This window comes from Paraburkholderia sp. GW821-FHT02A12 (genome assembly GCF_059422005.1).
Genome location: NZ_JBWKWA010000001.1, coordinates 2,362,157 through 2,383,062, shown reverse-complemented (window position 1 = coordinate 2,383,062; position 20,906 = coordinate 2,362,157). Strand labels below are relative to the sequence as shown.

Here is a 20,906-nt window from a genome sequence, read left to right as displayed (position 1 = left end):
CTAGTGGGATACGAGTTCGCCGGCCGAACCGCCGGAAGATTCGAGGCTCTCGCGGTGCCGCGCGATCGCGGAGGTGAGCCACCCCCAGGCGGTGCGTTCGGCATCGCCCGCGGTTTTGTCGATGGCGATCTGCAGATAGGCCATTTCGCGGTCGACCTTGTCGGCCGGCAGCATGAAGAGCCGGCTCACGAGAATCGAGCCTTCCACCACCGCGGCCTGGGCACGGTTGAAACCGGCGAACGGCGCATGGTTTTCGCGGTGCACGCATTTCATGCGCAGCACCGGACGCGCCTTGTCGTCGCGCAGCTCGTCGAGTTCGAGCTCGGCGTGCGCAAGCGACTCGGCGAGCCTCACGCTCGCCACGCGGCTGGCGGCGAGCGTCGGCCAATCGGTCGCGCAATGCGTGACGCAGCCGGCGAAGATCCGGACGTCCGTGGTGAAGTTCAACACCGCCGCACGCGACGCGACGATATTGTCGAGCGTCACGGACGGACGAAAAGGCGACAGGAGGATGAAGTCGCCTTCGTAACGGGCCCCCATCGGCGCGATATGAGGACGGCCATCGCGCGCTGCCGTGGTGACGATCGTTTCGTGGATCATGGATGGGAACGCATGTCCTGGCGGCGCCGAAAGGCCGGCCGTTTAGCGAGTGAATAACACCCGATCCGCGGAGGGGCCGCGTCTCGCGGCCCGTGCGGGCTTAACGCGTAGCGATATACATCGTGATTTCAAAACCAAAACGCATATCGGTGTAGCTCGGAGTCTTCCATTGCATATGTGCTTCCTCCACGTGTTGATGCAGCGTTGCGCCGTCGGCCCGGCGTGATACCGGGACTTCATTGGCGTGCATTGCCACGCAAGCTCCATGCCGGGCGTCGGATGACGACGCGTGGGCTGCATATTGCCCGTATTGCCGCACTGCCATGCAGCGTCTGTCGAAAAAGGCCGGCGCGGCGGCCGGGAGAGCGACATGATGCAGCCACGCGGCGCACTGTTCCGGGAATGCAGCAAAGTGTTCCATCACGGACAGAAGGTTTCTGTCCGTCTGTCACGCCGTGTTTGCCATTCCCGTGCAAGCCGTTCTCCACCGACCGGTAGCGCATGGGTTGAAAATTCGCTCCGCGCTCTGAGATCGATAACGGATCGGTTAAGTCTGCCAAATAAAATCGTGAATTCTCAATAGCGACGTCCTTGCCTACAGTGCAAACAAGCGCTTCGTTCTTCCGGCAGCGCGCTTGTCCACATTCGAGGATACGTCATGAACGATTTCAGTCAACCGGTGATCGAGTCCGTACACAAGCCGCGCAACGCGGGCAATCCTCGCGAGCGGTACACCGCGGGGGTCATGAAGTATCGCGAGATGGGCTACTGGCAGCCGGATTACACGCCGAAAGAAACCGACATCATCGCGCTCTTTCGCATCACGCCGCAACCGGGCGTCGATCCGGAGGAAGCGGCGGCGGCCGTGGCCGGCGAATCGTCGACGGCCACCTGGACCGTGGTGTGGACCGACCGGCTGACCGCGTGCGACATGTATCGGGCCAAGGCCTACCGCGTCGAGCCGGTGCCGGCCTCGCGCGACGGCGAACCGCAATACTTCGCGTACATCGCCTATGAGCTCGATCTGTTCGAAGAGGGTTCCGTCGCCAACCTGACGGCGTCGATCATCGGCAACGTGTTCGGCTTCAAACCGCTCAAGGCGCTGCGTCTCGAAGACATGCGCATACCTGTTGCTTATCTGAAGACCTTCCAGGGGCCGCCGACGGGAATCGTTGTCGAGCGCGAGCGCCTCGACAAGTACGGACGGCCGCTGCTTGGCGCAACCGTCAAGCCGAAGCTCGGTTTGTCGGGCAAGAACTATGGCCGCGTCGTGTACGAAGGATTGCGAGGCGGCCTGGATTTTCTGAAGGACGACGAGAACATCAACTCGCAGGCTTTCATGCACTGGCGCGAACGTTTTCTGTTTTCGATGGAAGCGGTGAATCGCGCGCAAGCGGAAACGGGTGAGGTCAAAGGTCACTACCTGAACGTGACGGCCGGCACGATGGAGGACATGTATGAGCGTGCCGAATTCGCGAAGGAACTGGGTTCATGCATCGTGATGATCGATCTCGTGATCGGCTGGACCGCGATTCAGTCGATGGCGCGCTGGGCGCGCAGGAACGACATGATTCTGCATCTGCATCGCGCGGGACACAGTACGTATACGCGGCAGCGCAATCACGGCATTTCGTTTCGCGTGATCGCGAAGTGGCTGCGGATGGCGGGCGTCGATCACGCGCATGCGGGCACCGCGGTCGGCAAGCTCGAAGGCGATCCGCTGTCGGTGCAGGGCTATTACAACGTGTGCCGCGAGGCGCACAACGAGGTCGACCTGTCGCGCGGGATTTTCTTCGATCAGCCGTGGGCCGGCTTGCGCAAGGTGATGCCGGTGGCCTCGGGCGGCATTCATGCGGGGCAGATGCATCAGCTGCTCGATCTGTTTGGCGACGACGCGATCCTGCAGTTCGGCGGCGGCACGATCGGCCATCCGGCCGGTATTCAGGCGGGCGCGGTGGCGAATCGCGTCGCGCTCGAAGCGATGGTGAAGGCGCGCAACGAGGGCCGCGACATCGTTCACGAAGGGCCGGACATTCTCGACGCCGCGGCGCGCTGGTGCACGCCGCTCCAGCAGGCGCTCGATACGTGGCGGGATGTGACTTTCAACTACGCGTCGACCGACACGCCAGATTTCGCCGCCACGCCGACCGCGGCCTGAGCGGCGGGCATTCAAAGATTCTCAGGGTAAGTCCGAGCGCAGTGCTGCGGCACTGCGCGGGAGACTGTTGACGCCGTTCCGGGCGCTGCATCCCGTTGCATCCATTGATGAGGTACGTCATGCGTATTACACAGGGCACGTTTTCCTTCTTGCCGGAACTGACCGACGAGGAGATCAGCTTGCAGATCGACTATGCGCTGCGCCAGGGCTGGGCCTGTTCGGTCGAATTCACTGACGACCCGCATCCGCGCAACACCTATTGGGACATGTGGGGCCTGCCGATGTTCGATCTGCACGATGCGGCAGGCGTGTTGCAGGAAGTGAAGGCGTGCCGCGCGGCGCGGCCGCAGCACTACATCAAGGTCAACGCATTCGACTCGGTGCGCGGCTTCGAGTCGATGCGCCTGTCGTTCATCGTCAACCGTCCGGACGAGGAACCGGGCTTCCGCCTCACACGCCAGGACGGGCAGGGACGGGTGCAGCGGTACGGGCTGTCGAGCTACGCGGGCGACCGGCCGTCGGGTGAGCGATACGGACCGGCACGCTAGAAGAAGGCCCGCGATGCGAGGTGCGATGAACCGCCATAAACAAAGGGAGAGGCCATGACCGAAGCTGCCGCCATCGATGCCAACGCGCCGCCGTCCGTCGCACGGGACGCTGCCACGGCGCGAGACAGCCGCGCGGCAGCGCCCCATATCGATCTCGCCGCGCTCTATCGCGACTCCGGCATCGGCGACGTGCTCGCCGAACTCGACCGCGATCTGGTCGGGCTCGCCCCGGTGAAGACCCGCATTCGCGAGGTCGCGGCGCATCTGCTGGTCGAGCGCGCGCGCGATTCGCTCGGTCTCGCGGGCGGCGCGCCGACCCTGCATATGTGCTTTTCCGGCAATCCCGGCACCGGCAAGACCACGGTCGCGCTGCGCATGGCCGAAGTGCTGCACCGGCTCGGCTACATTCGCCGCAATCATCTGGTGTCGGTGACGCGCGACGATCTGGTCGGCCAGTACATCGGCCATACCGCGCCGAAAACGCGCGATGTGTTGAAGCGTGCGATGGGCGGCGTGCTCTTCATCGACGAAGCGTATTACCTGTATCGCCCGGAAAACGAACGCGACTACGGTCAGGAAGCGATCGAAATCCTGCTCCAGACGATGGAAAACCAGCGTGACGATCTGGTGGTGATTCTGGCCGGTTACGCGGCGCGCATGGAAGTGTTCTTCGAGAGCAATCCGGGTTTTCGTTCGCGCATCGCGCATCACATCACGTTTCCCGACTACGGCGACGCGGAACTGCTCGACATCGCCGAGCGAATGCTCGCGACGATGCACTACCGCTTCGACGCCGACTCGCGGCGCGCTTTCGCGGACTATCTCGCGCTGCGCATCCGCCAGCCGAATTTCGCCAACGCCCGCTCGGTGCGCAATGCGCTCGATCGCTCGCGGCTGCGCCAGGCCAATCGCCTCTTCGCCACGGCGATGCAAGGCGGCGCGCCGATCGATGCCGACGCGCTCACCCTGATTGCCGCCGCCGACGTTCGCGCGAGCCGCGTGTTCGCCGAGCCGCTTGCGGCGAGCGAAGGGGCGCCCGCGTCCTCTCATGCAACGCGCGCCGTGACGGCGCCGCCAGGCTGAACGAAAACAATCCCTCAGGAGATCGCCATGCAAGACGGACGTACGACCCTTTCGAAGTTCCTGCTCGACACCCTCGACCGCCAGCCATGTTGCGCGGGGACGGCGCAGAACGCCGGCCTCTCGGCGCTGCTGATCGACGTAGCCGCCGCAATCAAGTCGATCTCGGCGATGCTCACCAAAGGCGCGCTTGGCGGCAATTACGGCTCCGCCCAGAGCATCAACACGCACGGTGAGGAACAGAAGAAGCTCGATGTCGCGACCAACGAGATTTTTGTGCAGCAGTGCGAGTGGGACGGACTGCTCGCCGCGATGGCGTCCGAGGAAATGGAGACCGTCTATTCGATTCCGCCGGGCTACCCGCGCGGCGACTATCTGCTCGCCTTCGATCCGCTCGACGGTTCGTCGAATATCGACATCAACGGCGTGGTGGGGTCGATCTTTTCGGTGCTGCGCAATGGCAATGGCAATGGCAACACCGGCGATCCGCAGGGGCGGGTCGGCGAGTCCGCGTTTCTGCGGCCGGGCTGCGAGCAGGTCGCAGCCGGCTACGCGGTCTACGGTCCGTCGACGATGCTCGTGCTCTCGGTCGGCGACGGCACGCATGGCTTCACGCTGGAGCGCGACATCGGCAACTTCGTGCTCACGCATTCGAACATCCGCATTCCCGAAGACACCGTCGAGTTCGCGATCAACGCGTCGAACGAACGTTTCTGGGAGCCGCCGGTGCTTCGCTACGTGCAGGAGTGCAAGGACGGACGCAGCGGCTGCCGCGCGCGCGACTTCAATATGCGCTGGATCGCGTCGATGGTCGCCGAGGTGCACCGCATCCTGATGCGCGGCGGCGTGTTCATGTACCCGCGCGACTCGAAGACACCGGCCATGGAAGGGCGCTTGCGGCTTTTGTATGAAGCCAACCCGATGAGCTTCCTCATCGAACAGGCGGGCGGTCTCTCGATCACCGGGCGCGAGCGCATTCTCGACGTTGTTCCGCACGCGCTGCATGGACGCGTGCCGGTGATCCTCGGTTCGAAGAACGAGGTGGAGCGCATCGGCCGCTATCACGGTGAATACGATCGCGGCGAAGATCAGCCCTTCACGTCGCCGCTTTTTGGCCGGCGCTCGCTTTTCCTGCCGGGTTTCACGGCCTGACGGATTGCGACGCGGGTTCGCCAGGCACCACCCGATCAGAACACTACTATCCGGAGACAAGCGCATGTCAGTCAAACACCCGCTCATCGCGGTGACCGGTTCGAGCGGCGCCGGCACCACCACCGTGATGAAGAGCTTCACCCATATCTTCCGGCGCGAAAAGATCAACGCGCAGATCGTCGAAGGCGATGCATTTCACCGTTACGACCGCAACGGCATGCGCGAGGCCATGAAGCAGCATGAGCGGGATGGCGCACAGAACTTCAGCCATTTCGGACCGGGGGCGAATCTGCTCAAAGAACTCGAATCACTGTTCGCCAGCTACGGCGAGAACGGCACCGGGCAGTTGCGCCACTACGTGCACGACGAAGCCGAAACGCGGCTCTACAAGCAGGACGTCGGAACCTTCACGCCGTGGGAGGACGTCACCCCTGACACCGACCTGATGTTCTACGAAGGGCTGCACGGCGCGGCGGTGACCGACAGCATCGACATCGCGCGGCACCCGGATCTGCTGATCGGCGTCGTGCCGATCATCAACCTCGAATGGATTCAGAAACTGCATCGCGACCAGACCATGCGCGGCTACTCGCACGAGGCGGTGGTCGATACGATCCTGCGGCGCATGCCTGACTACGTGAACTACATCTGTCCGCAGTTCTCGCGCACGCATGTGAACTTCCAGCGCGTGCCGACGGTGGATACGTCGAATCCGTTCATCGCCCGGGAGATTCCGCAGCCGGACGAGAGCTTCGTCGTGATCCGTTTCGCGCGCCCGAAGGGGATCGACTTCCAGTATCTGCTGACGATGCTGCACGACTCGTTCATGTCGCGCCCCAATGTGATCGTCGTGCCGGGCGGCAAGATGGGCCTTGCGATGCAGCTGATTTTCACGCCGATGATTCTTCAACTGATCGACCGGCGGGCGCGGGCCTGAAGCACTGCGCAACGCGGTTTGTTTAATTCGTGCAAGGAGACGTTCGATGAGTGCCGTCGCAGAATCCGTCGCAACACCCGCGACCCGGCTGATGGCCGACGCGCTGCGCATGCTCGCGATCGATGCGGTCGAAGCGGCGAAGTCCGGCCATCCCGGTATGCCGCTCGGCATGGCCGAGATTGCCGTCGCGCTGTGGGACCGGCATCTGAAACACAATCCGCGCAATCCGGCATGGCCCGACCGTGACCGCTTCGTGCTGTCGAACGGACACGGCTCGATGCTGTTGTATGGTCTACTGCATCTCACCGGCTACGACCTGCCCATCGACGAACTGAAGCGCTTCCGTCAATTGCACAGCAGGACACCGGGGCATCCTGAAGTCGGTGTCACGCCCGGGGTCGAAACGACCACGGGGCCGCTCGGGCAAGGGCTGGCGAACGCTGTCGGCATGGCGCTCGCCGAGGCGCTGCTCGCGCGCGAATTCAACCGGCCTGATCATCCGGTCGTCGATCATCGCACTTACGTGTTTGCCGGCGACGGCTGCCTGATGGAAGGCATCTCGCACGAGGCGGCGTCGCTCGCCGGCACGCTGAAGCTCGACAAGCTCACGGTGCTGTACGACGACAACGGTATCTCGATCGACGGCCACGTCGCGCAGTGGTTCAGCGACGACACGCCAGCGCGCTTCGCCGCCTACGGCTGGCACGTCGTACGCGAAGTGGACGGACACGACGTCGACGCGGTCGACCGGGCCTTGCGAGGCGCGCGCGCAGCGGGCCGGCCGGCGCTGATCTGTTGCCGCACGGTGATCGGCAAAGGGGCACCGTCGAAAGCGGGTACGCACGATGTACACGGCGCGCCGCTCGGCGCCGACGAAGTCGCCGACACGCGGCGCGCGCTTGGCTGGCCGCATCCACCGTTTTCGATGCCGGCCGAAGTCCGCGCGCATTGGGATGCCGGTGAGCGCGGCGCGGTCGCCGAAGCGGACTGGACGAAGCGTTTCGAAGCCTATCGCAAGCGCTATCCGCACGAGGCCGCCGAGTTCGAGCGCAGGATGCAAGGCACGCTGCCTGCGCATTGGCGCGATGCGGTCCGCGCGATGGTGCGCGACGCGGACTGCGCGGCCGAATCGATTGCGACCCGCAAGGCCTCGCAGCAGGCGATCGCGGTACTCGCGCGCACGCTCCCGGAACTGCTGGGCGGCTCCGCCGACCTGACCGGCTCGAACCTCACCCACTGGAAAGCCGCGGTCGACGTCCATGCCGACGATGGCGGCCTGCAAGGCGGCAACTATCTGCACTACGGCGTGCGCGAGTTCGGCATGAGCGCGGTGATGAACGGCATCGCGCTGCATCGCGGGCAGATTCCGTTCGGCGGCACCTTCCTCACGTTCTCCGACTACTCGCGCAACGCCTTGCGCATGGCTGCGTTGATGAAGACCCGTTCGATCTTCGTGTTCACGCACGACTCGATCGGCCTCGGCGAAGACGGACCGACGCATCAGTCGGTGGAACACGCGGCGAGCTTGCGGCTCATTCCCGGACTCGACGTCTGGCGTCCATGCGACACGGTCGAGACCGCGCAGGCGTGGGCCTCTGCTGTTGAACGCGACGGGCCGTCGTGCCTGCTGCTGAGTCGCCAGAATCTGCCGTTTGCCGCACGCAGCGGCGAGCAGATCGACGCGATCGAGCGGGGCGGTTATGTGTTGCGCGACTGGCCGGCCGAGCCCAAACAACCGCGCGTCGTGCTCATCGCTACGGGCTCGGAAGTCTCACTGGCGCTCGATGCCGTCGCGCCGCTGGCCGAAGCCGGCATCGCCGCGCGGGTCGTGTCGATGCCATCCACCAGCGTGTTCGACCGGCAGCCGGGCGCATGGCGCGACGCGGTCCTGCCGCCGGGCGTGCTGCGCGTCGCGGTCGAAGCGGGTGTGCGCGCGTTCTGGCGGCAATACGTGGGGCTTGAAGGCGGCGTGGTGGGCATCGATACCTTCGGCGAATCCGCCCCCGCGGCCGCGCTGTTCGCGCATTTCAATCTGACCACGCGCGCAGTGGTGGACGAAGCCCGCCGCGTTGCGCAACTCGCGCCATAAGTACACACCAGCGGCATGCACCGCGCGCCACCACCTGATTCGATGATGGCGCGCCGCTATCACTAACCTGTTTGCAAGGACACGGTCATGCGCGACTTCCTGATTGCCCCATCGCTGCTGTCGGCGGATTTCGCCCGCCTTGCTGACGAGATTCGCGACGTCACGGCAGCCGGCGCGGATTGGATTCATCTGGACGTGATGGACAATCACTACGTGCCGAACCTCACGGTCGGCCCGCTCGTGTGCTCGGCGATCCGGCCGCACACGTCGGTGCCGATCGACGTGCATCTGATGACCATACCCGTCGATCCGCTCGTCGTCAGCTTTGCCGAGGCGGGCGCGAATACCATCAGCTTTCATCCGGAGGCGTCGCTCCATGTGCACCGGACCATCGATCTCATCAGGACGAGCGGCGCGCGCGCGGGACTGGCGCTCAATCCGGCCACGCCGCTCGCGGTGCTCGATCATGTGATCGAGCGGCTCGACGTGGTGCTCGTGATGTCGGTGAATCCGGGCTTCGGCGGGCAGGCCTTCATTCCGGAAACGCTAGACAAACTGCGGACCTTGCGCGAAAGGGTCGATGCGACGATGCAGCGGACAGGACGGCCGTTGCTGATCGAGGTGGATGGCGGCGTGAAGGCGTCGAACATCGCGCAGATCGCAGCGGCGGGCGCGGACGTGTTCGTGGCCGGTTCCGCAGTGTTCGGTACTGACGACTACGCGCAGGCCATCGGCGGGATGCACGACGAGCTCGAGCAGGTGAACGAAGACAACGAAGGCGCCGGCGCTTTGGCGGTGGCGCGATGAATGGCTGCGCTTGCTTGAGCGCTCAGCGCTTCTTCATCGTCTCGCCCGGCGCGCACCACGCCGTGAGATCCTGTTCGGGACGGTCGGCCGCGCAGCCCCAGTCGAGCGGCTGGTCCTGATCGAAACGTTTGCCGAGCCGCCATGCGATCTCCGCACGGGCGAGCTGGACGCCCATATAGAATGCGTGGCCGCCGTCGGCTTCGAGGTGCAGGTCCGGGTAGAGTGCGAACGGGTCGCCGGCCCGGCGATGTCCGTCGCGGTTGTAAACATGAATGCCGTCGGCGCTGATCTGGACGCGAAAGTTGGGATCGCGCACGTCGCGGGCAAACTCGCCGATTTCGGCGGCGCTGTATGGAAAGGGGCGTTTGGCATGGACGGTCGCGAGGTCGCTGTTGATACCCTTGGGCAGCACCTGCGCTTCGCGGGCGGCGTGCATCACCCGGCGCGCGACATCGGCTTCGCGCAGCGCGCGCCGCGCATGCAGGCTGACGGAAGTGGTGAGCACCGCACTCACATGAAGCTCCGCTGCCATACCCAGCAGCACTGCGTTGATGCCGCTGGTGTCGGCCTCGGTCAACTCGGTCACATTGCCGATGCCCATCATGATGGCGGTGTCCGGGTAGCGTTCGCGCAGCCGGACATAACGCGCAATCGATGCGGCGAGACCGAACGGAATCGGATCGAGAATCGGGTCGGCGAGAAACGCGCGGCCGCGTGCGGCGAGCAGGTCGATCGCGGCGTCGAGCGAATCGGGATCGCGCGGTTCGCGCGCGACGAGGATCGGCGTGGACGGCACCTCGTCGGCGATCCATAGCGTATCGAGGTTCAGGCTCATCAGGTAGTCTGCGCCCGCGCGGCCGCCGCGCAGCAGTTCCTCGCTGCGCATCGAATCGACGCTCACACGATACCCTTCGGCTTTCAGCAGGCGCACCGCGTCTTCGAGATGCGGAAACGGTGTTTCGGGCAGGCAACCGATGTCGATCACATCGGCGCCCTGCGCGGCGTAGTCGCGCGCACGCGCGGCGATGCCGTCCAGATCGAGCCGCGGCGCATCGACGATCTCAGCAAAAATCTCGGTCTCGTAACGCGTCAGATCGAACGGCTGCGCCTCCCGGCCGAAGAATTGCGGCAGATCCTTGACCTCTTCAGGACCGCGCTCGAACGGCACGCCATAGTGCCCGGTCAGCGCAGCGAGATCGCCGCGGCAGCGCCCGGGCACGATAACCCGCTGCGCCGCGAGCGGGGCGGGCACCCGGCGGCGGATCATGTCGGCGGTCATCAGCGCGGCGACCTGCAGGCCGATTTCGCGAATCTCCCAGCTGAACGGCGTCGGCGCCATGCTTTCGAGCACGCGGATCAGGCTCTTTTCGGCGAGCCGGCCAGTCAGGAAGACGATGTGGTCCATGTCAGTACGCGCCGGGCCGCCCCAAGCGTACTGACTCCCCCTCGGGGGGGCAGCGACCATAGGGACCGTGGGGGCTGTTCATTTAAGATCGAGCGTCGACAAGCGTTCACCGAGCGCCGCTTTCAGTTCATCCAGCGAGCGGACGAGCGTCGTATATTCGAAGCGCGACAGGCGCTCAACGTTGTCGAGTTCGATCGCCCGCGGACGCAATTCGACCCATTCGTTCGGGCTTTGCGTGACCACGGTCGGTTCCGTATCGCATGCAAAGACAATGCCCGGAATGCATTGCTTGCCTGCCTGCGCGTACATATTGGTCGGCAGCGTATCGGAGATGCCGAACGCGCATTTGGCCACGGTGTTGCTGGTGGCCGGCGCGATCACCACGGTGTGGTAGATGCCGTGATAGAGCATGCCGACCGGCACGCCGCTCGCGCTGTTGTCGCGAAACACGCGGAAGTGCTTGCGCAGCTCGGGCAGCGGCCAGCCATAGAGCGGCAGGACTTCCTCCGCGGCCGCGGAAAGGAAGAGGTCGGCGCGCGGCAACGTCAGGGCGAGCGCGATCGACTCTTCGAGCAGATGGCCGGAACCGGTTACGCACCACGCGAAGCGCGCATCGGGCTTGAAGTCGGCGAGATTGCGAGCGGGCGCCTGGGTCATGCGTTGGCGGCGGGCGGCGATTCTTCGAGTGGCGAATCGTCGGGCGGCGCACTGTCGAGCGCCGAGCCGTCGTGCGACAGACGGATATGCAGCCGGCGCATCTTGCGGTACAGCGTGTTGCGGCTGATGCTGAGCGCCTTGGCGACATTGCTGACGTTCCAGCGATGCTCATCGAGCAGCGTGAGGACGGTCTCGCGTTCGTTCAGCTGAATTGCATTGAGCGCGGAAAGATCCGCGTCGTTGGCCGGATGCGGATCGAGGTCCGCATCCGCGCGCGAAGCGACCGGCAGCCCGGTGGCCGGCAATCCGGCGGCCGGCGAACCGGCGGCCGGCGAACCGGTTTCCGGCATACGTTGCGTGATTTCGGCAGGCAGGTCCTCGCAGCGGATCGGTTGTCCGTCGCACAGCGCGATGGCCATCTGCAATACGTGCCGCAGCTGGCGGATATTGCCGGGCCATGCATAGGTCAGCAATGCGTGCTCGGCTTCCGGGGTCAGCTCAGGCGGATCGTTGTCGGTTTCGTTTTCGAGCAGATGATGAATCAGCGCGAGCTTGTCGACCCGCTCGCTGAGCGGCGGCAGATTCAGCTCGACGCCCTTGAGCCGGTAGTACAGATCCTCGCGGAACTGCCCGCCGTGCACGAGTTCGAGCAGGTTGCGGTGACTTGCGCTAATGAGCTGAAAATTGACCTTGACGGTCGTTTCAGCGCCGAGCGGCGTGACCTCGTGTTCCTCGATCACGCGCAAGAGCCGCGCCTGCAACGTGAGCGGCATGTCGCCGATTTCATCGAGAAAGAGCGTGCCGCCGTTGGCCTGCACGATCTTGCCGCGCCGTCCTTCGCGCTGCGCGCCGGTGAACGCGCCGGCACGATAGCCGAACAGTTCGCTTTCGATCAGGTTTTCGGGCAGCGACGCGCAATTCACCGGCACGAACGGGCCGGACGCGTGCGGGCTGATGCTATGCAGCGCCTGCGCGAAGACTTCCTTGCCGGTACCCGTTTGCCCTCTGAGCACGATCGGGATCTTGCGCTGGACCACGCGCGCCGCGAGCTGGATTTGCGAGGCCATGCGCGGGTCGCCGAACTCGAGGTGCGCGATCTCGTCGAGCCGGGCCGGCGGCGGCCGTTTTTCCGGCGCGCTGGCGCGGGCAACAGGCGCTGTCACCGCCACCCGCGTGCCGCGTGCCGCGCTGTTTTGCGCAGTCTGCGCGACGAGAAAGAAGCGGTTGGTCGCGTTCGCGCTATACACGGTGACCGGATGGAACGACCCGCGGATGCTGCGCGCGATCATGTCTTCGAGCGACGCATTGAACGCTTCCTCGATGCGCCGGCCGCGCAATTCGCCGAGCGTGCGGAAGCCGAGCTGGAAGAGTGCGCTGCGGTTCGCGGCGAGCACCGTGCTGTCGTCCGCCACCGCCAGCTTGCCGCCGTGCAGCGTACCGACGAATTCCGGGCGGCTATGGAAATGAATCATGTTCGCGTGACGGTAACGCGCATCCAGCAAACGGTTCTCGATCATCTGCCGCGACATGCCGACGAGCACCAGCGAATGCTGCTGCAGCAGCTTCGAGCGGCTCGTCACATCCAGCACGCCGGCAATCTCGCCGCTGTCGTCGAAAATCGGCGCGGCGGAGCAGGTGAGCGACGTATAGCGCGGATAGAAATGCTCGTGCTGGCAGACCGCGATGCAGTCGCGCTCGGCCAGACACGTGCCCATTCCGTTTGTGCCGGCTTCGCGCTCGCTCCACAAGGCGCCGACGCGAAAGCCGTCGGAGGCGACTGCTTCGGCGAAAGGCACCGACGAAACCTGATGGACGATCACGCCACCCGCGTCGACCAGCACCACCGCGAGTTCGGGATCGGCCAGTTGCTGATAAAGCGTGGTCATCTCGAGCTTCGAGCAGGCAATCAGATCGCCCATCGCCTCGCGGCGCGAACGTAGTTCGTAGTCCGTCAGGACAGGGGGCGTGACGAACCGCGAAGGGTCGAGCTGGAATTCGTTCATGCAGCGCGCCCAGGATTGAGCGACGGGCGCGCTCGTCGGACGGGTCGCCAATTGATGATTGACGACGTTCAGAACTTCACGGACGTGCATACTGCTGTCAGCGAGCAACGACATGAGGTTTGTCTCCGATGCGTCAATTCGTGCGTGCCGGGTTTGCATTGCGTTGCATTGCGTTGCGGTTGCGTCTGCTTCGCCATGCACGTCACGAGTGCCGCTTTATCGATACCGTCTTCCCCTGGCGCCGCGATCTCTGGGTCCGCATGCGCACTGGGTAATTCGCCCTTGTATCAGACGTTGGCTTAAAACTGTACGCCCGATGGCGCTCCCGTTCAATAAGAAGTCGCATTAAGCCTCCATGGCGTGCCCGATTTTTGCTTTTCTCAACGCCATGCTGTTTCAGGCCCCCTGTCACTGGCCGGCAGCGAAGAGCGTGTTGCAGGTTCGGCGCAGAGTGCTTCGCGTCCTGTTACCCCTGTCCTGCTTTGCGTTTACCCGAGTTGCGTCTGCTCACTATTTGCCGCTTTGCGGCGGAGTACACCATGGACCGTATCGATGCCGTTCGCCTTGCCAGTTTCTCCGCAGCCTGCGCCGATGACGGCGCGCCGGGCGCCACTGCCCCGTTCGACGCGCCATCTACTGGCACGCTGTCCGGGCGCATGGACATCGTCTTCATCGAGAACTTTATCGGTCAGACGATCATCGGTATCGACACCAGCGAGCAACATGTCCTGCAACCGGTGCGAATGAATCTCGCAATCGGTGTCCCTGCTATCCGTGCGTGCACAACCGATCGCATCGAGGACACGATCAACTATGCAGCGGTACGCAGTGCGCTGCATGCGCTGCTCGCGTCGCACGGCGTGCGTCTGCTCGAAGCGCTTGCCGAAGCGGTGGCGCGCCTGCTGATTGCCGACTTCGGCGCTCACTGGGTGCGCGTTGCGCTTGCCAAACCGGCCAAGTTCGACGACGTGTCGGCTGTCGGCGTGCAGATCGAACGGCGGCGCAGCGATATACCTCAAGCGGCTAGCGCGCTCGTGGGTTATGCGTCGCTTGGGGAAGGGCTGATTCCGAACTAACGTAAGGCGGCGCGGCGCCGTTGCCAGCGCCGCGTGCAGTGCCTCACGCGGCGCCCACTACTTCGCTGACGCTGTCTTGTCATGGCCTAGCCCACAACTGCGGTATGCATCGGTCTGCAACGTGCGGAATTTCTTCGTCTGCGCTTTCGCGTGATCGACGCGAAACTCCGAACCGCCTTCGCCGCCCAGCGTCGCGTACTTCGAGAACGTCGACTGATCGACGAACTCGTCGTAGGGCAGCGCGGTGGCCATCTTGTCGATCACGCACGAGCATTTATAGACGTTCACGAAATCGTGTCCGTTGTCGTCCATGCAACCCAGCACGTATTCGACGCGTCCCTGCGTCGGGTAGTTGTAACCTCCCGCCGGGGCCGTCGCCCTGGGCGTGTCGCCGTCCGCCCTGGCGAGCGGCACGGCGAGCGCGATGCAGGCACAGGCCGCCAGCGCACGACATCGTATGGTCATCTCATGCCTCTATGAGAGCGTTCGCACCATGGCGAAGGCCCGCGCAGCTGCGGGCCCTCGTCACATCCACGCGAACCCGCGCACCGTCAGTTCGGTGCAAACGGATGCGCGACGCTGCTCTTTTTCGCCACGACCTCCGCGGCGCTCGGTTCACCGTTGACGGCGCGCTTGAGCGCCTCGCGCGTCGCCTGGTAGTTGAACTGCTGGATCTTCTTGTCGTCGTCCGCCTGCCAGTGAATGAACACGCCGACGCACAGGAACAGATCGTCTGCCTCGTCCTTCGGGATCGTGCCGTCCTCGACGCTGTCCGCGACCGCGAGCGCCACGGCGTGCTGAGCGGGACCGAACATCTGAACGGCCTGCTTGGCGCCCTTGATCGTCACCTTGTTGAACAGGATCGTGTTCGGTTTGGTGAGCAGGTTCGGCGCGACGACAGCGAGCAGCGATGTGAAGCCATCCTTATTGTTAGTGAGCGCATTGCAGAATGCGGTTTCCGCAGGCGAACCTCGCGGTCCGATCAGCAAATCGATGTGTGCGACCTCGTTGCCGTCGCCGACGAGCGACTCTCCTATCAGGACGCGATTGATCTTGGCCATTCTGTTCCTCCGATGAGTGGAATAGGGACTTGCTGACTAACTGACATGCCGCCCGTGGCGGTGCTGGTCCGCGATCGCCGGGCGGCGTGTCGATGCACGGTGGCACTAACTAACAGGATCCGTGCCAGTGCGCCGCCCTCGTGGCCCGCGCGGCCCGCGCGACGTAAGGCCGGCGCTGCAGGCCGGTGCGAGGCAGCCGGCGACGAACAGCGTCGCCACCGTCAGGTCCGCACTGGTGCCGGGGTTGATGGCGCCAGCCTTCAGTTCGGCGTCCCATGCATCGAGCGGCTGAGCCGCCGCGTCATGGCCCGGTTGCGCGAGCGCGTGGCGCCATTGCGCGTGCCGTTCGCGTGCCGCAAGCGTGACACTCTGCGCCAGCGCCATGCCCTGCTTACGCACAATGTGAGAGTCGGGCCAAGTGCGGAGGAAGGTGAGAAAGACATTGAGCGTGGCGACCCGCGGCTGATTCGCGGGCACTTCGCGGAACGCGGCGAGGCCGGTCTCGAAGATGTCACGAAAGCCTTCCGCGTATTGGCGAGCGATGCTGTCGCGCCCGGCGGCGAGCGTCATCGCGTCGCGCAGGCCGACCGTGGGCGAGGCATGGACCGATTGCTCGGCGGCCTCGCCGAGACCGCCGGGATTGGCGAGCGCAATCGCGCGGTACGCGAGGCGTGCGTCGTCGAGGTCGAGCCGCGCGAGCACGCGCTCGGTCGCCGCGCGCCAGTGGTCGGCCGACAGCGGGCCCGCGGTTGCCTCCAGCGCCGCGGCGAGCGGGGCGACCAGCAGCAGGATGCCGAGGTTCGTATTGCAGGCGACCGCGGCGCGCGTGCGGGTGACCGCATCGAGCACGCGCAGGCCGACAGGCGCGCCGCGGGTGAGCAGTGCGTCGGCGGCCACCTCCGCGCTGGTGATGAACTGGGCCGCGCGCATGCCGTGTCCGGCGCATTGCACGCTGACGTTGCCGGGCTTGGGTGTTTCCACATCGAGTCGACAGGCCGCGAGAAAGGCCGTGCGAACGCGCTCGAACGCGACAAGACAGGGCGGCTCAGCCATGGCGTCCATGCAACGCCACGACGGCGGGCTCGCCGGTCTGCGCGAGCGCGCGACGCTGCGCGGGCAGCTTGCGCTGGAGCAGGTCATCGGCGAGCGCCGCCGCGAGGTCGACCGAAGTGACCGACTGCAGGCCGCGCCATGCCGCCACGCCGTTGACTTCCAGCACGAGCGGCCGCGCGGCATCGTGCGGATCGGGGATCAGGTCGACGCCTGCGTAGTCGAGTCCGAGTGCCTCGGTGGCGCGCACCGCGGTCTGCGCGAGCGGCGGATCGAGTTCGGCCGCTTCGCACACGGCGCCCTGCGCGAAGTTATGAATCCAGCCCTTGCCGCCGACGCGCCGCATCGCCGCCACGGCACGGCCGCCAATCACCAGTACGCGCCAGTCGAAGCCCAGGCGGCCGCCATCGACATAGCGCTGCAGATAAGCGACCTGCCGATACGGCTTGAGCGAAGGCAGAGGCGCCAGCGCGCCATGGTGGGCGCCACCCGTGCCGAGCCGTTTGAGTCCATGGCCTTGCGAGCCGAACAGCGGTTTGAGCACGAGCTGGCGTCCGGCCGCGGCTTCGCGGATCAGCACGCGCTGCGCGAACGCCGCGGATTCGCCGGCCCATGTCGCGGGTGTCGGTACGCCGTTGCGATGCAGCAGAAAACTCGTCATCGATTTATCGACGCTGCGCTCGATCGCGCGCGCGTCGTTGTAGACCGGCACACCGGATTCGCGCAACGCATGCAGGATACCGAGCCGCAGCGTGACCTGCTCGAAGGTGCCGCCGGCAATCCCACGCACGAAGACCGCATCGGGCAGCGTGTGGCCGAAGCCCGGCAGCATCAGCCCATGGGGGGCCCACGTCGTGTCGATCCGGCAGTCGGCGAGATCGATGCAGCGCGCTTCCGCGCCGCGCGCACGGAAGGCCTTTTTGAGGCGCCCGGTGTGCCAGCCGGTTTCGTCGGTCATGATCGCAATGCGCAGGGGCGCTTGCGCGTCAGCGGGGTTTTGCGCGTTGGCGGGGTTTTGCGCGTCGGCGGGGTTCACGCCAGGCAAAGGGAGGCTCATGGCTTGCCGCCCCATTGGTCGTGCAGCAACGCCGCGTCGACGCGCCCGCCGTGATAGGTCGCGCCGCTTTCGAGGCTGCTCACCCATACTTCGGCCGGGGCGAACAGCGCGGGATCGATCTGGTAGAAGTCGTAGTTGAACGACGTGAAGATGTCCGCGAACGGGCGGCCGTAATCGCGCGAGGTCGAGGCGGGCAATTCGGCGGCGAGCTGTTTCGCTACCGCATCGTGCTTCACGGTGAGATGCACGCGGCCGCCATAGAGGATCGCATCGTTGGTGCGGCCCATCGCCTGAATGCCGTCCGGCGCGGGCGGCGGCAAGGGCGCCGAGCCGCCGCCTTCGACCACCTCTTCCAGCGCGACGCCAAGCACATGTGTTTTGTGCAATGCAACTTCGACGACGCGCGCCACCACCTGTACCGTTCCCGCGACAGAGTGTGTCGGCGTGACGACAAGCGTCAGCCGCTCGGGCGCCAGGCCACAGTCGTGCAGCACCTTGTCGATCACGACCTGCGGCGGCAGGCGGTCAACCTCGAGTACCAGCACGCCGCGCTCGTGCCTGTCGCGGTAGCCGAGTTCGGCAAACAGCGGCTCCTTGACGGCCAGCGCGCGCGCCGGCCCCGACCCGAGCGAAAAAAACTTCTTGCCGCCGGTCTGTTCTTTGGTCGCCGACAGGCTCCATCCGGCGTACTGGCTGCCGAGGCAGGCCAGCACGGGCCACGAGGTGCGCACCTCGATCATGCTCGGCCACAGCGGCTGCGCATCCAGGCTCTCGCGCACCGTGACGTGGCCAAGGCCGCCCATGCAGATGCGCGCGATCAGCACGCCGGCCGCGACGCTGCCAGGCGCGGCGACGCCTGCGTCCACGAGCACGCTGCCGCTTTCCGCGTGGTTGATTTTCACGCCGAAGCGCGCTGCATCGTCGGCCAACCGGGCAACGAGACGCTCGCTGAGCGCGTTGACGCTCAGCGCGGCAGCACTGGCGAGCGGCGGCTGGGGTGCATCAGGAGTGGCATTGGATGAAGGCATAGTCGGGCTCATGGCAGGTTTCGATTCGTTGCAGAACGAGCGCGTGCTGTGCTTCGAGTGCACGCCGCACCGCGTCCATCGAAGCCGCGCGCACGAGCAGCGTGCAGACCGGCTGTCCGGCTTCGATCCACGTCCCGGGCATCGGCACGTCGCGGCAGCGCGGGTCGCGCAGGCAGGCGTCGCTGAAGCCCTCGGAGACGGCGAACGGACGCGGCGCGAACAGCACCTGTTGACCGGCGCGCCACGCTGCGGGCGCAGGCGATTTCGCTGCTGGCAGGCGGCCGTAGCGACATGCTTCGATATGACACGCGAGCAGCCCGCGCGGCCATGCGCGAGGCGACGCGGTTTCGTAGAGCGTCATCGTCGACGAGGGGCGGGTGTTGATTTCAAGCAGCGCGAATGCGTCGCCGTCGAGCAGAAAGTCGCAGCTATTGATGCCAGTGAGGCCGGTCTGCGCACAGAGTGCAGCGATCGCCGCGCGCACACGCGCCTCGACGGCTGGCGGCAGATCGATCGGACCCATCGATCCGGCATGCACGAAGGGCAGATTGCCCATCGTGCAGATGAGCTGCTCAGCGAAGCCGAGCACACGCGCGCTACCGCGAGCGGCGATAAACAGCGCCGACAGCGAGCGGCCGCTGCTCTGCTGCTGGAAATAAGCTTGCGCGGGAACGCGCGGATCGCCAAACGCCGTGGCCGGTTCGATATGCGTGCCGCCGCAACCGTTCGCGTGTTTGACCAGCCACCCTTGCGCCGCAGCGGGCCGCGTGAACGCGACCGCCGGATGCGGAATATCCAGCGCATCCAGCAGCGCAAAGAACCGCTGGGGTTCGCGCACCGCGGCGCTGGCTTCCACAGGATTGCCGATGAAACGGGGCAGGCCGGGCGCGCGGCACAACGGCGCGACGAACGGCTCGAGCCCGCTGCCGTCGATCCAGCCGATGAGACCCGGCAAGCGCGCGGCGCGTTCGAGCGCCTGCGCGAGCCGCGCGCCATCGATCGACAGCTGGCCGCCGCCGATGTCGAACCACAGTTCGGCTGCCTCGCGAGTGTCGCGGTCGCCGAACACATCGAGCGCGGCGACGCGCAGGCCGGCACGCGCAGCGGACTGCGCGAGCATCCGTGCGGACAGTCCCGCTACCGCGACGAGCGGCGCATGCGAGAGCGACGGACGCGAGTTCATGGTGACTCGGATAGCGGCAGCGTGCGGCCCGTAACGCGGGGCGCACTCAACCGAGGCCGGCCGCGACGGCGCGGGCCTCGTCGAAGGCTTGCGGGAAACCCAGGTAGACCGGCTTGCCGCCCGTGCGCATTCGGATGAAGAGCCGATGCTCCACCTGGTATTTGACATTGCCGATCGCCAGCGCGCCGATGCCGATTGCGCCGCCGGCAGTCGGCACGCCCTCGATCGGCTTGCCGTCGTTCATCACGTTGACGCCCGCGATGCCTTCCGGCGGCACGGCGTTCACATCCGCGGCAATCAGCAGATGTCTGGCATGCGCGAGATCGGCGGCACTAACCACCTGAACGCCGGCGATGGCGGTGGCGAGTACGATCTCGGCAACGCCCAACGCCGCGCGCAGTTCTTCCAGCGTCGCAGTGCTCACACCCTTGGTCACGATGCCGAAGCGCTGATTGATGTCGTCGCTGACGCGCGCCGCGCGCGCCTGCCCGGCGTGGCTCGCAATCGACACGTCGGCGCCGAGCGAGGCCGCCATCGCCGCCGCCACGCGCCCGACCGCGCCGGTGCCGCCGAGAATCAGCACGCGCTTGCCGCCCAGTTCCATGCCGTACGCTTTGGCCAGATGCCGCTCGACTAGGGCGACGAGCGCGGCGGCGGTCGTGTATGCACCGCTCGGATCGGCGAACACCGACACTTCGAACGGCAGGACCATGGCTTTGCGCGCGGTGTCGAGCATGTCGGCGGCGAGCATGACGTCGCGCCCGCCGATGAAGATGCCGGTGCGCGACACGCCCTTCGGACCACGCGAAAAGATCGCGTCCTGAGTCAGGTTCGCGACCATCCCGGCCTCGACCCCGCAATACGGCACGATGATCTGGTAGCCGGCGTCGGCGGCCATGTTCACGTCGAACGGACTAATCTGCGGAGCGGCCGTGAACATGTGCAGGATATAAGGCCTTTCAGTGGGCTTTTCAGTGGTGTCGGACATGGCAGGAGGCTCGTTTCTGTGGCGTTT

General features: G+C 65.6%; 20 protein-coding genes. 8 read left to right on the top strand and 12 right to left on the bottom strand.

Features of this window, described 5'->3' with window-relative positions; translation table 11 throughout:
• Both AC07WT_RS10730 and pqqA read right to left on the bottom strand, forming a co-directional pair.
• On the bottom strand, window positions 1-600 hold the full coding sequence (locus AC07WT_RS10730; RefSeq protein ID WP_494947082.1) for a DUF447 domain-containing protein: 600 nt from the start codon (window positions 598-600) through the stop codon (window positions 1-3).
• 100 nt (window positions 601-700) lie between these two features.
• Window positions 701-775, bottom strand: coding sequence for a pyrroloquinoline quinone precursor peptide PqqA (gene pqqA, locus AC07WT_RS10725; protein WP_494948416.1), 75 nt, complete (start codon window positions 773-775; stop codon window positions 701-703).
• Window positions 776-1,258: 483 nt separating this feature from the next.
• On the opposite strand from pqqA, the gene AC07WT_RS10720 reads away from it, so the two are divergent.
• The 7 genes from AC07WT_RS10720 to rpe all read left to right on the top strand — a co-directional run bounded on the left by AC07WT_RS10720 (window position 1,259) and on the right by rpe (window position 9,371).
• A complete protein-coding gene (locus AC07WT_RS10720) occupies window positions 1,259-2,758 on the top strand; it encodes a ribulose-bisphosphate carboxylase large subunit (protein ID WP_494947081.1) in 1,500 nt (499 codons plus the stop codon).
• 119 nt (window positions 2,759-2,877) lie between these two features.
• Complete coding sequence (locus tag AC07WT_RS10715; protein WP_492594503.1) at window positions 2,878-3,306, top strand: ribulose bisphosphate carboxylase small subunit; 429 nt, start codon at window positions 2,878-2,880, stop codon at window positions 3,304-3,306.
• Window positions 3,307-3,360: 54 nt separating this feature from the next.
• Window positions 3,361-4,389 carry a CbbX protein gene (gene cbbX / locus AC07WT_RS10710; RefSeq protein ID WP_494947080.1) on the top strand — a complete coding sequence of 343 codons (1,029 nt, stop codon included), beginning with the start codon at window positions 3,361-3,363 and terminating at the stop codon, window positions 4,387-4,389.
• 27 nt (window positions 4,390-4,416) lie between these two features.
• A complete protein-coding gene (locus AC07WT_RS10705) occupies window positions 4,417-5,538 on the top strand; it encodes a class 1 fructose-bisphosphatase (protein WP_494947079.1) in 1,122 nt (373 codons plus the stop codon).
• 64 nt (window positions 5,539-5,602) lie between these two features.
• Window positions 5,603-6,475, top strand: coding sequence for a phosphoribulokinase (locus tag AC07WT_RS10700; RefSeq protein WP_494947078.1), 873 nt, complete (start codon window positions 5,603-5,605; stop codon window positions 6,473-6,475).
• Between the two features lie 46 nt (window positions 6,476-6,521).
• Entirely contained in the window at window positions 6,522-8,564 is a 2,043-nt protein-coding gene (tkt, locus tag AC07WT_RS10695; protein WP_494947077.1) for a transketolase, read from the top strand.
• Window positions 8,565-8,651: 87 nt separating this feature from the next.
• Window positions 8,652-9,371, top strand: coding sequence for a ribulose-phosphate 3-epimerase (rpe, locus tag AC07WT_RS10690; protein ID WP_494947076.1), 720 nt, complete (start codon window positions 8,652-8,654; stop codon window positions 9,369-9,371).
• A gap of 22 nt (window positions 9,372-9,393) precedes the next feature.
• Here the strand turns inward: rpe and AC07WT_RS10685 are convergent, their stop codons facing one another.
• The 3 genes from AC07WT_RS10685 to AC07WT_RS10675 form a co-directional block, all read right to left on the bottom strand.
• Window positions 9,394-10,776 (bottom strand): DUF6513 domain-containing protein, encoded by a 1,383-nt coding sequence (locus tag AC07WT_RS10685; RefSeq protein WP_494947075.1) that lies wholly within the window; start codon window positions 10,774-10,776, stop codon window positions 9,394-9,396.
• Window positions 10,777-10,854: 78 nt separating this feature from the next.
• Window positions 10,855-11,433 carry a flavoprotein gene (locus tag AC07WT_RS10680; protein WP_494947074.1) on the bottom strand — a complete coding sequence of 193 codons (579 nt, stop codon included), beginning with the start codon at window positions 11,431-11,433 and terminating at the stop codon, window positions 10,855-10,857.
• Window positions 11,430-13,550, bottom strand: coding sequence for a sigma-54-dependent Fis family transcriptional regulator (locus AC07WT_RS10675; protein WP_494947073.1), 2,121 nt, complete (start codon window positions 13,548-13,550; stop codon window positions 11,430-11,432). The genes AC07WT_RS10680 and AC07WT_RS10675 overlap by 4 nt, the downstream gene beginning before the upstream one ends.
• A 425-nt stretch (window positions 13,551-13,975) precedes the next feature.
• Here AC07WT_RS10675 and AC07WT_RS10670 point away from each other — a divergent pair, with 425 nt between their 5' ends.
• Window positions 13,976-14,512 carry a dihydroneopterin aldolase gene (locus AC07WT_RS10670; RefSeq protein ID WP_494947072.1) on the top strand — a complete coding sequence of 179 codons (537 nt, stop codon included), beginning with the start codon at window positions 13,976-13,978 and terminating at the stop codon, window positions 14,510-14,512.
• Between the two features lie 57 nt (window positions 14,513-14,569).
• Here the strand turns inward: AC07WT_RS10670 and AC07WT_RS10665 are convergent, their stop codons facing one another.
• From AC07WT_RS10665 to AC07WT_RS10635, 7 genes are all read right to left on the bottom strand, one after another.
• Window positions 14,570-14,977, bottom strand: a complete 408-nt coding sequence (locus tag AC07WT_RS10665) for a hypothetical protein (RefSeq protein WP_494947071.1) — start codon at window positions 14,975-14,977, stop codon at window positions 14,570-14,572.
• A gap of 86 nt (window positions 14,978-15,063) precedes the next feature.
• Window positions 15,064-15,573 (bottom strand): formaldehyde-activating enzyme, encoded by a 510-nt coding sequence (fae, locus tag AC07WT_RS10660; RefSeq protein WP_492594514.1) that lies wholly within the window; start codon window positions 15,571-15,573, stop codon window positions 15,064-15,066.
• Between the two features lie 105 nt (window positions 15,574-15,678).
• Window positions 15,679-16,626 carry a triphosphoribosyl-dephospho-CoA synthase gene (locus tag AC07WT_RS10655; RefSeq protein ID WP_494947070.1) on the bottom strand — a complete coding sequence of 316 codons (948 nt, stop codon included), beginning with the start codon at window positions 16,624-16,626 and terminating at the stop codon, window positions 15,679-15,681.
• Entirely contained in the window at window positions 16,619-17,680 is a 1,062-nt protein-coding gene (locus AC07WT_RS10650) for an ATP-grasp domain-containing protein (RefSeq protein WP_494947069.1), read from the bottom strand. The genes AC07WT_RS10655 and AC07WT_RS10650 overlap by 8 nt, the downstream gene beginning before the upstream one ends.
• Window positions 17,677-18,708: a methenyltetrahydromethanopterin cyclohydrolase gene (gene mch, locus AC07WT_RS10645; protein WP_494947068.1), complete on the bottom strand. Its 1,032-nt coding sequence runs from the start codon at window positions 18,706-18,708 to the stop codon at window positions 17,677-17,679. The genes AC07WT_RS10650 and mch overlap by 4 nt, the downstream gene beginning before the upstream one ends.
• Window positions 18,683-19,891 carry an ATP-grasp domain-containing protein gene (locus tag AC07WT_RS10640; RefSeq protein ID WP_494947067.1) on the bottom strand — a complete coding sequence of 403 codons (1,209 nt, stop codon included), beginning with the start codon at window positions 19,889-19,891 and terminating at the stop codon, window positions 18,683-18,685. The genes mch and AC07WT_RS10640 overlap by 26 nt, the downstream gene beginning before the upstream one ends.
• A 46-nt stretch (window positions 19,892-19,937) precedes the next feature.
• On the bottom strand, window positions 19,938-20,879 hold the full coding sequence (locus AC07WT_RS10635; RefSeq protein ID WP_494947066.1) for an NAD(P)-dependent methylenetetrahydromethanopterin dehydrogenase: 942 nt from the start codon (window positions 20,877-20,879) through the stop codon (window positions 19,938-19,940).
• Window positions 20,880-20,906 lie beyond the last annotated feature (27 nt).

Coding starts and splice junctions, on each gene's coding strand:
- AC07WT_RS10730 (WP_494947082.1), bottom strand. CDS start 600: ATGATCCACGAAACGATCGTCACCACGGCAGCGCGCGATGGCCGTCCT.
- AC07WT_RS10720 (WP_494947081.1), top strand. CDS start 1,259: ATGAACGATTTCAGTCAACCGGTGATCGAGTCCGTACACAAGCCGCGC.
- AC07WT_RS10715 (WP_492594503.1), top strand. CDS start 2,878: ATGCGTATTACACAGGGCACGTTTTCCTTCTTGCCGGAACTGACCGAC.
- cbbX (WP_494947080.1), top strand. CDS start 3,361: ATGACCGAAGCTGCCGCCATCGATGCCAACGCGCCGCCGTCCGTCGCA.
- AC07WT_RS10705 (WP_494947079.1), top strand. CDS start 4,417: ATGCAAGACGGACGTACGACCCTTTCGAAGTTCCTGCTCGACACCCTC.
- AC07WT_RS10700 (WP_494947078.1), top strand. CDS start 5,603: ATGTCAGTCAAACACCCGCTCATCGCGGTGACCGGTTCGAGCGGCGCC.
- tkt (WP_494947077.1), top strand. CDS start 6,522: ATGAGTGCCGTCGCAGAATCCGTCGCAACACCCGCGACCCGGCTGATG.
- rpe (WP_494947076.1), top strand. CDS start 8,652: ATGCGCGACTTCCTGATTGCCCCATCGCTGCTGTCGGCGGATTTCGCC.
- AC07WT_RS10685 (WP_494947075.1), bottom strand. CDS start 10,776: ATGGACCACATCGTCTTCCTGACTGGCCGGCTCGCCGAAAAGAGCCTG.
- AC07WT_RS10680 (WP_494947074.1), bottom strand. CDS start 11,433: ATGACCCAGGCGCCCGCTCGCAATCTCGCCGACTTCAAGCCCGATGCG.
- AC07WT_RS10675 (WP_494947073.1), bottom strand. CDS start 13,550: ATGTCGTTGCTCGCTGACAGCAGTATGCACGTCCGTGAAGTTCTGAAC.
- AC07WT_RS10670 (WP_494947072.1), top strand. CDS start 13,976: ATGGACCGTATCGATGCCGTTCGCCTTGCCAGTTTCTCCGCAGCCTGC.
- AC07WT_RS10665 (WP_494947071.1), bottom strand. CDS start 14,977: ATGACCATACGATGTCGTGCGCTGGCGGCCTGTGCCTGCATCGCGCTC.
- fae (WP_492594514.1), bottom strand. CDS start 15,573: ATGGCCAAGATCAATCGCGTCCTGATAGGAGAGTCGCTCGTCGGCGAC.
- AC07WT_RS10655 (WP_494947070.1), bottom strand. CDS start 16,626: ATGGCTGAGCCGCCCTGTCTTGTCGCGTTCGAGCGCGTTCGCACGGCC.
- AC07WT_RS10650 (WP_494947069.1), bottom strand. CDS start 17,680: ATGAGCCTCCCTTTGCCTGGCGTGAACCCCGCCGACGCGCAAAACCCC.
- mch (WP_494947068.1), bottom strand. CDS start 18,708: ATGCCTTCATCCAATGCCACTCCTGATGCACCCCAGCCGCCGCTCGCC.
- AC07WT_RS10640 (WP_494947067.1), bottom strand. CDS start 19,891: ATGAACTCGCGTCCGTCGCTCTCGCATGCGCCGCTCGTCGCGGTAGCG.
- AC07WT_RS10635 (WP_494947066.1), bottom strand. CDS start 20,879: ATGTCCGACACCACTGAAAAGCCCACTGAAAGGCCTTATATCCTGCAC.